Consider the following 7,303-nt stretch of genomic DNA (forward strand, 5'->3'; position numbering starts at 1 on the left):
CGGGGGCGGCGGTTCACATCGGCCAGGCTCGTCCGGCGGCAGCCGGAGATCACTGCTCGCGCAGCGGAACCGACACGTACGACGGGTCGTTCGCCGGTGAGGAGAAGGTCAGCTGCGCGCCGGACGGGTTGTGCTCGATGTAGAGCGGGTCGACCGTGTCGACGACCAGGGCGAGGCGATGCCCGGCCGGGACGTCATAGGCCGTGGAGTTCAGCTCCAGGTCGACGCCGAACGGCTTTCCGGGGGTGCGCCCGTGGAAGGTGTACGGCGCGTGGGTGACCAGCTTGCCGAGGCCGAGCGGCCCCACGTCGTACAGGTAGGCGACGAGGGTGCCGCTCTCCTTGGTCGGGGTGAGGGTCGTGTGCAACCTGATCGTCCCGCGCACCCGTTGGGTCGCGGCGTACTTCTCCGACTGCCAGACGGCGGCCCAGCGGCGGGGGAGCAGTGGGATCGAGGCCATGGGGGGCAGTTGGGCCACCTGGTCGAGGATGCTGGACAGGAAGACGACACCGCCGTCCGCCCCCGAGTTCACGTTCGCGCGGATCGTCTTCGAGCCTCCGAGGGCGATCTTCCGGTCGGTCGCGCCGGCCGACTTCCAGTCGGGGTAGCCCTCGTAGCCGCCGGAGGAACGGGTCTTGAGTTGGACGGGCTGCTCGCGGTCGATGCCGTTGTCCTCGCCCCTGAGGTAGTGGTCGAACCAGCGCTCGGTGTCCGTCCACACGTCGTTGGGCAGCCCGAACAGGCCGGTCATCTCGGCCGTGGCATGGTCGCCGGGCCGCATCTCCAGCCGCTTCGGGCCGGTCAGCTTCTCGTAGAAGTCGGCGTACTGGTTGGGCGGGAAGATGCTGTCGCCCCAGGCGTTGGCGAGCATGATCGCCGTGCCGTTCTCGTTGATCCGGTCGACGTACATCGCGGCGGAACGTTTCTTCCCCCAGGCGACGAGTTCCGGTTCCTTCGCCAGGTTGGAGCTGTAGAAGTCGTCGAAGATCTGCCGGAGTTCGGCGCTCTGGCGGCCCGTCACCAGGCTCGCGCCGTCCAGCAGGGCGGACGCCTGGACGTGCTGGGTGCGCCCGGCGTAGATCGAGTCGATCAGGTCGGCCCAGCCGCTGAGTGAGGCGACCGCCTTGACCCGCTTGTCGTGCGCGGCGGTGAGCAGACTGATGCCCGCGCCGTAGGAGACCCCCGCCATGCCGACGTGCCTGGCGTCCGCGGGGGTGTGGGCGAGGGCCCAGTCGATGACCTTCGACGCGTCGGCGACATCGGGTGGGCCCGCCACTTCTATCTCGCCGCCCGACTGCCAGAATCCGCGCACGTTGTAGGTGACGACGACGTACCCGGAGTCGGCGAGCTTCTGTGCCTGGGCCAGGTACTCGAGCTGGGGCAGGCCCCAGCTCGTGGGCATGACGAGCAGCGGGTAGCGGTCGGTGCCGCGGGCACCGGCCGGGGTCACGACGTTGGCCTTGAGGACGGTGCCGCCGTCGCCGGCGATGTCGACGAAGCGGACGGGGTTCGGTGCCGCCTGGGCGGTGGGGGCGAACCCGAGGGCGGTGCCGGCGACCAGGGTCGCCGAGACGGCGCCTGCGGCGGTGGTGCGCAAGGCCTTGCGGTGGGGTCCCACGGGTCACTCCTCACTCGTGTCAGTGCAAAGTGACCGAACGGTAACCTCGACTCATTACCAGGGGTAACCCGTCGGTAAGTTACGTGCCAGTAACGATTGTTGAGCGGTGGAGGACTTCAGGAGGCGCGGTGTGTAGGGCGTGGAGCCGTCGCCGCGGCGGGCAGTGCGGTCTGCGCCGCCCGCGTCACGTCCTCCACCAGTTCGACGACGTCCGGGCCGCTTCGCCGTGTGCCGGCTCGATCCGGTGCGCCGTCGCTGGAGTGTCGCCGTACGCGGTGCCACCTTGCTGGCCGCCGGCTCCGCGCACGCGGTGCTCCCCAACCAGCTCCCAACAGAGATTGACCGGTGCAGCTGGGGCACTCGGTGACCGTCGGCGGCTTCGAGACCCCGAGGGACATGATGAGCGGGACAGCACCGGCAACCGTCGAATGCGGCATCCCCCGCCCCCTCGCGGGGAGCGACAGCGGTGATCGCCACCGGGAAGGAGACACCCTCATGATCCGCCCTGAGCACATCGAGGCGTTGCTCGGATCCGACGCCGATGACGCCACACTGATCGTCACCGTTGGCACCGTCGTGGTCGTTCCGGCGTCGGCGCTGGACAGCGAACGATACCGAGGGGCCCTGGAGATCATCTCCCGGCACGATCTCGTCACCCGGCTCGGCACCAGCGCACCGTCCCGGCGTGACCTCGAGGAGACCGCCGCTGGTCTGGACACCGCTGTCACACGGCTCGGCGCCTGAGAGGGCCGTCAGCGGGATACCCGGCGCCAGCCTTTCCGGACTTCGGGAAGCAGGCTCTGGCAGCACATATGGACGTTGCTCACGCGACTGACGGTTACTGCCGACGGTGCTGATGGCTCGGCCAGCAGGAACCGCCGTCGTTCGTCGTCGTGAACCGTTCCGTGGGCCGTGGGCTATCCATGCTGGTAGTGCTGATGAGGAACTCTTCGCTGGCACCCCCCGCCGCCCTGCCCGGTCACCGGCGGCCCGCTGCCGATGCCCTCTGTCCCTCTGTCGTGCTCATCTGTGGGACCGGCGTGTCACATGGGCAGTTCTGAGCTTATCCGCGAGTGAGCTGGGAACTCAGAGCACATCACAGCCGCCCATCGTCCAGGGCCGGGTCTCGTACCCCCCTGAGGGCAGCGCTCGGATCCCTAGGAGTGACTGTGACCATGCGCATCGGGGTGGAGGAGGAGTTCCACGTCCTGGAGGTGGAGAGCGGACTGCTCGTGGCGCGCGCCGACGCGATCCTGCGACGGCTTCCCCGGCGGACCTTCACGACGGAACTGCACCAGTGCACCGTGGAGACCAACAGCGCGGTGCACGCATCCTTGCATGATTTGTACGCCGACCTCACCCGTCTGAGACGGCAGCTGGACGCGGCCGCCTCCTCCCAGGGGCTGGCCGTGGTGGCCGCGGGGACGGCCCCACTGGCGCCCGCGGCAGCGGCGAACCCCACCGCCGACGCCCGCTACCGCCAGATGGCCGAGGAGTACCGCAAGGTCGCCGACGAGCAGCTCATCTGCGGCGCCCAGGTCCATGTGGACGTGCCCGATCGCGACACCGCCGTACGCGTCATGTGCGAGGTCTCGCCCTGGCTGCCCGTGCTGCTGGCCGTCTCTGCGAGTTCGCCCTTCTGGCAGGGGGCCGACACGGGGTACGCGAGCTGGCGTTCCATGGTGTGGCAGCGCTGGCCCACCGCGGGTCCGGCCGGTTGTTTCGCCGACGCGGCCGAGTACGACGCGGCGGTGGAGGACTTCATGCGGGCCGGTGTCATCAGCGACCCGGGCATGATCTATTACGACGTCCGCCCCTCCGCCCGTCTGCAAACGCTGGAACTGCGCATCTGTGACGCCTGCCCGCGTGCCGAGACCGTCGTGCTCATCGCCGGACTCTTCCGCGCCCTGGTCACCGAGGCCCGCGAACGGCTGGGTAGGGGCGGCCCCGAATGTTCCGGAAAGCACGGGTGGCTGCGGGGCGCGACATGGCGTGCCGCCCGGTCCGGGCTCGAAGGCACCCTGGTGGACCCCGAGACTCACCGCGAGGCACCCGCACGCCAGGTCCTGCGCAAGCTGCTCGTCCGGCTGCGGCCCGCCCTCGAGGCCCACGGGGACTGGCACACCGTCCGGGAGCTGGCCGAGGCGGTCCTCGTGGACGGAAGCGCCGCCCGGCGCATCCGCCGTACGGCACAGGAGGAGGATCTCCTGGGCTGTGTCGACATGCTGATCGCCGAGACCCGCGGTGAACGCGCGCACCGCCGGTCCATGCCGCTCGGCCGCGGGCTCGCCCCGGCCGTCGCCGCGCGCGGCCCGTACTCCTCCTCCGCCGGTTCTGGGGCGCCGGAGGCCATCGGCCCCTGATGAGCGGTACGTGTCAGGAGAGCGCCACCGGTCCCGCGGTCCCCGTGCGCGACGTCCCCGCTCGCAGGCGCTCGCCGCCTTGGCGTCACGGGCGTCGCGGCCCTCTCGGATCGCGCCGCCCGTCGTGCGTCCTGCCCCGTGGCAGCAGGCGTGTCCTGTCCCCGTGCAGAAAGGTTCTGATCATGTTGTGCAGCACCGCCCCGATACCGACAGGAGGGCGGATACCGCCGGTGCCCGCCGGTTTCCGGAAGGGAGGCGGGACGCCATGTGCGGTCTGAGCGGGGAGATCCGCTTTGACGGCCGGCGGCCCGACCTGGCGGCCGTCGGACGTACGACCGACCGGCTCGCCGCCCGTGGACCCGACGGGCAGGGCACCTGGACGCGGGGCGCGGTGGCGCTGGGACACCGGAGACTGAAGATCATCGATCTGTCGGACCGGGGAGGGCAGCCGATGACGGACGCCCGGGGGGAGGTCACTGGCGTCTTCAACGGCTGCGTGTACAACTATCCCGAACTGCGAGAGGAGTTGAGCCGCCTCGGGCACCGCTTCGAGTCGACCTCGGACACCGAGGTGGTGCTCAACGCCTACCTGCGGTGGGGAACCTCCTGCGTCGAGCACTTCCGCGGCATGTTCGCCTTCGCGATCGTCGAGCACCGGACCGGCCGGGTGATCCTCGCGCGGGACCGCCTCGGCATCAAGCCGCTGTACCTGGCACGGACACCACAGCGGCTGCGGTTCGCCTCCACACTGCCCGCCCTGCTCGCCGCCGGAGACGTCGACACCTCACTCGATCCGGTCGCGCTCCACCAGTACCTGAGCTGGCATGCCACGGTCGCGGCGCCGCGCACCGTCCTCAACGGCGTGCGCAAGCTCCCCCCGGCCACGGTGCGGATCGTCGAACCGGACGGCACCCACAAGGATCACTGTTACTGGCAGCCGTCCTACACACGCCGGGCGGAATGCGCCGGGATGGGCCCGGACGAATGGCGGGACGTGGTGCTGGACGCGCTGCGCACAGCCGTGCGCCGCCGCATGGTCTCCGACGTGCCGGTCGGGGTGCTGCTCTCCGGCGGACTCGACTCCAGTCTGATCGTCGCTCTGCTGGCCGACGAGGGCCAGCGCGACCTGATGACGTTCAGCGTGGGGTTCGAGACGGAGGGCGGTGAGAAGGGCGACGAGTTCCGGTACTCCGACCTGGTGGCCCGGGAGTTCGGCACCGACCACCGGCGGATGATGGTTCCCTCCGAGCGGGTCTCCACGGCGCTGGACGGGGCGGTCGCGGCGATGAGCGAACCGATGGTCAGCCACGACGTGGTCGCCTTCTACCTGCTGTCCGAGCAGGTGTCCAAGGAGGTGAAAGTCGTGCAGAGCGGGCAGGGCGCCGATGAGGTCTTCGCCGGCTACCACTGGTACCCGCGGCTGGCCGAGGTCTCCCGCGAGGACGAACCGGAGCGCTACGCCGAGACGTATTTCGACCGTTCGCACGCCGATCTCGCCCGGATCCTGCGGCCGGAGCTGCTGCCCCCCGATGACGTCTCGGGCGACTTCGTCCGCGACCACATGGCCCTATCGGGGGCGCAGACCGCGCTGGACGCCGCACTCCGCCTGGACACGCACGTGATGCTCGTCGACGACCCCGTCAAGCGTGTCGACAACATGACCATGGCCTGGGGCCTGGAAGCCCGCGTGCCCTTCCTCGACCACGAACTGGTGGAGCTGGCGGCGGCCTGCCCACCGGAACTCAAACTGGCCGACGGCGGCAAGGGCGTGCTGAAGGAGGCGGGCCGCAAGCTCCTGCCTCGCGAGGTGGTCGACCGCCCCAAGGGCTATTTCCCCGTACCGGCCATCCGGCACATGGCCGGACCCGTCCTGCAACGGGTGCGCGACGCACTCGAGGCACCGGAGGCCAAGCAGCGCGGACTGTTCAAGGAGTCGTATGTCGCCGAGCTGCTCAAGGCGCCCGACGAGCACCGCACCAGGCGGGGCGCCAACGCCCTGTGGCAGATAGCTTTGCTGGAGATATGGCTGCAGACGCACGAGATCAAGTGACCGACGACTGGGGCACGCGGGCGGTGGACGGCCCGGCACCGGTGCCCCCTGCTCCCGGGACACTCGGCCCGGCCCCCGCGCCGCTCCAGAGCGACCGGGCGGAGGACCGGCCGGGCACTTCCGACGCCGCCGCGCCCGCGCCGACTCCGGTGGCGCTGCCCGAGGCGGGCGGCCCCGGAGACGCCGTGACCCGGCTGCGCGCGCACGGCTGCTGGTATCCCTCCGCCAACGCCGACGGCACCGAGGCGGCCTTCATCTGCGACCGGGGCGGCGTCCCCCAGTTGTGGGCCGGACCCGTCGGCAGCGGCGAGGTGCGCCTGCTCGACTCCTCACCGGACCCGGTCAAAGAGGTGTCCTGGTCACCGGACGGCCGCTGGATCGCGTACACCACCGCGCCGGGCGGAGGCGAACACACGCGGGTGCTGTGCGTACGGCCCGACGGCACCGGCCGCCGCATCCTCGCCGGGGCCGACCCGGCCAGTTCCGCCTATCTGGGGTGCTGGGCGCACGACAGCTCGGCCGTCGCCGTCACCGTCGCCGCTCCGGCCGCCGCCGTCCACCCGGGCCGCGCGGGGCAGACCCTGCTGGACCACGGCCCGGCGGACCGCATGCCCGCCGGGGCCCGCCCGGGGGCCGACTGGGCGGACCGGGACGGTCATGCGACGCTCCTCGGCCCGGCCGCGTACGACGCCACGTCGAGAACAGCGCCGAACGGGACGCAGGCCGACACCACGGCGCCCGCGGCCCGGCCCGACGGCGGCCTGTCGGTCTACCTGATCGATCCCGACGGCCTCGCGTCCCCGGTGCTGCTCACCACGGAGACACACGCCGCCTCCCTGCGCGCGTGCGACCTCAGCCATGACGGCCGCTTCGCACTGCTGCGCCGAGGGCCGCGCGGACGGCGCGAGGCGGTCGTCCGCCGCACCGCCGACTCGGCGACCACCTTCGCCCTGCCGGTCGCCGACAGCGACCCGTGGATCGGACGGTTCTCCCCGGACGGGCGGACGCTGTGGTTGCGCAGCAACGCCGACCGGGAGTACGCGGCGCTCTTCGCCGTCCTCCTGGACACCGACGGAAGGCCGACGGGTACGTCCGTCGCGGCGGAACGCGACGGAAGCGACCTCGAACTCCTGGCCTTCGCGCACGACGGCCGTACCGCCGCGCTGGCATGGAACGTGCAGGGCGCCGGCGAGCTGGAACTCGTCGAGACCTTCCCGACCGGGCACGCCCCCGACCACACCGGCCCGGCACGCCCCCTTCCCCTGCCCCACG

General features: G+C 71.2%; 5 protein-coding genes. 4 read left to right on the forward strand and 1 reads right to left on the reverse strand.

Features of this window, described 5'->3' with window-relative positions:
* Window positions 1-49: 49 nt before the first annotated feature.
* Window positions 50-1,618 (reverse strand): alpha/beta fold hydrolase, encoded by a 1,569-nt coding sequence (locus C1J00_RS11890; RefSeq protein WP_102909012.1) that lies wholly within the window; start codon window positions 1,616-1,618, stop codon window positions 50-52.
* 495 nt (window positions 1,619-2,113) lie between these two features.
* Between C1J00_RS11890 and C1J00_RS11900 the strand changes: the two genes are divergently transcribed.
* The 4 genes from C1J00_RS11900 to C1J00_RS11915 form a co-directional block, all read left to right on the forward strand.
* Complete coding sequence (locus C1J00_RS11900; protein WP_102909013.1) at window positions 2,114-2,362, forward strand: hypothetical protein; 249 nt, start codon at window positions 2,114-2,116, stop codon at window positions 2,360-2,362.
* Between the two features lie 431 nt (window positions 2,363-2,793).
* A complete protein-coding gene (locus tag C1J00_RS11905) occupies window positions 2,794-3,981 on the forward strand; it encodes a carboxylate-amine ligase (protein ID WP_102909015.1) in 1,188 nt (395 codons plus the stop codon).
* A gap of 265 nt (window positions 3,982-4,246) precedes the next feature.
* Window positions 4,247-6,031: an N-acetylglutaminylglutamine amidotransferase gene (locus C1J00_RS11910; RefSeq protein WP_102909014.1), complete on the forward strand. Its 1,785-nt coding sequence runs from the start codon at window positions 4,247-4,249 to the stop codon at window positions 6,029-6,031.
* Window positions 6,028-7,303, forward strand: a 1,276-nt coding sequence (locus C1J00_RS11915; protein WP_369333485.1) for a TolB family protein, incomplete at its 3' end; no start/stop codon positions are given. The genes C1J00_RS11910 and C1J00_RS11915, both read left to right, overlap by 4 nt.

It is taken from the genome of Streptomyces cahuitamycinicus (assembly GCF_002891435.1).
GTDB classification, from domain to species: Bacteria; Actinomycetota; Actinomycetes; order Streptomycetales; family Streptomycetaceae; genus Streptomyces; species Streptomyces cahuitamycinicus.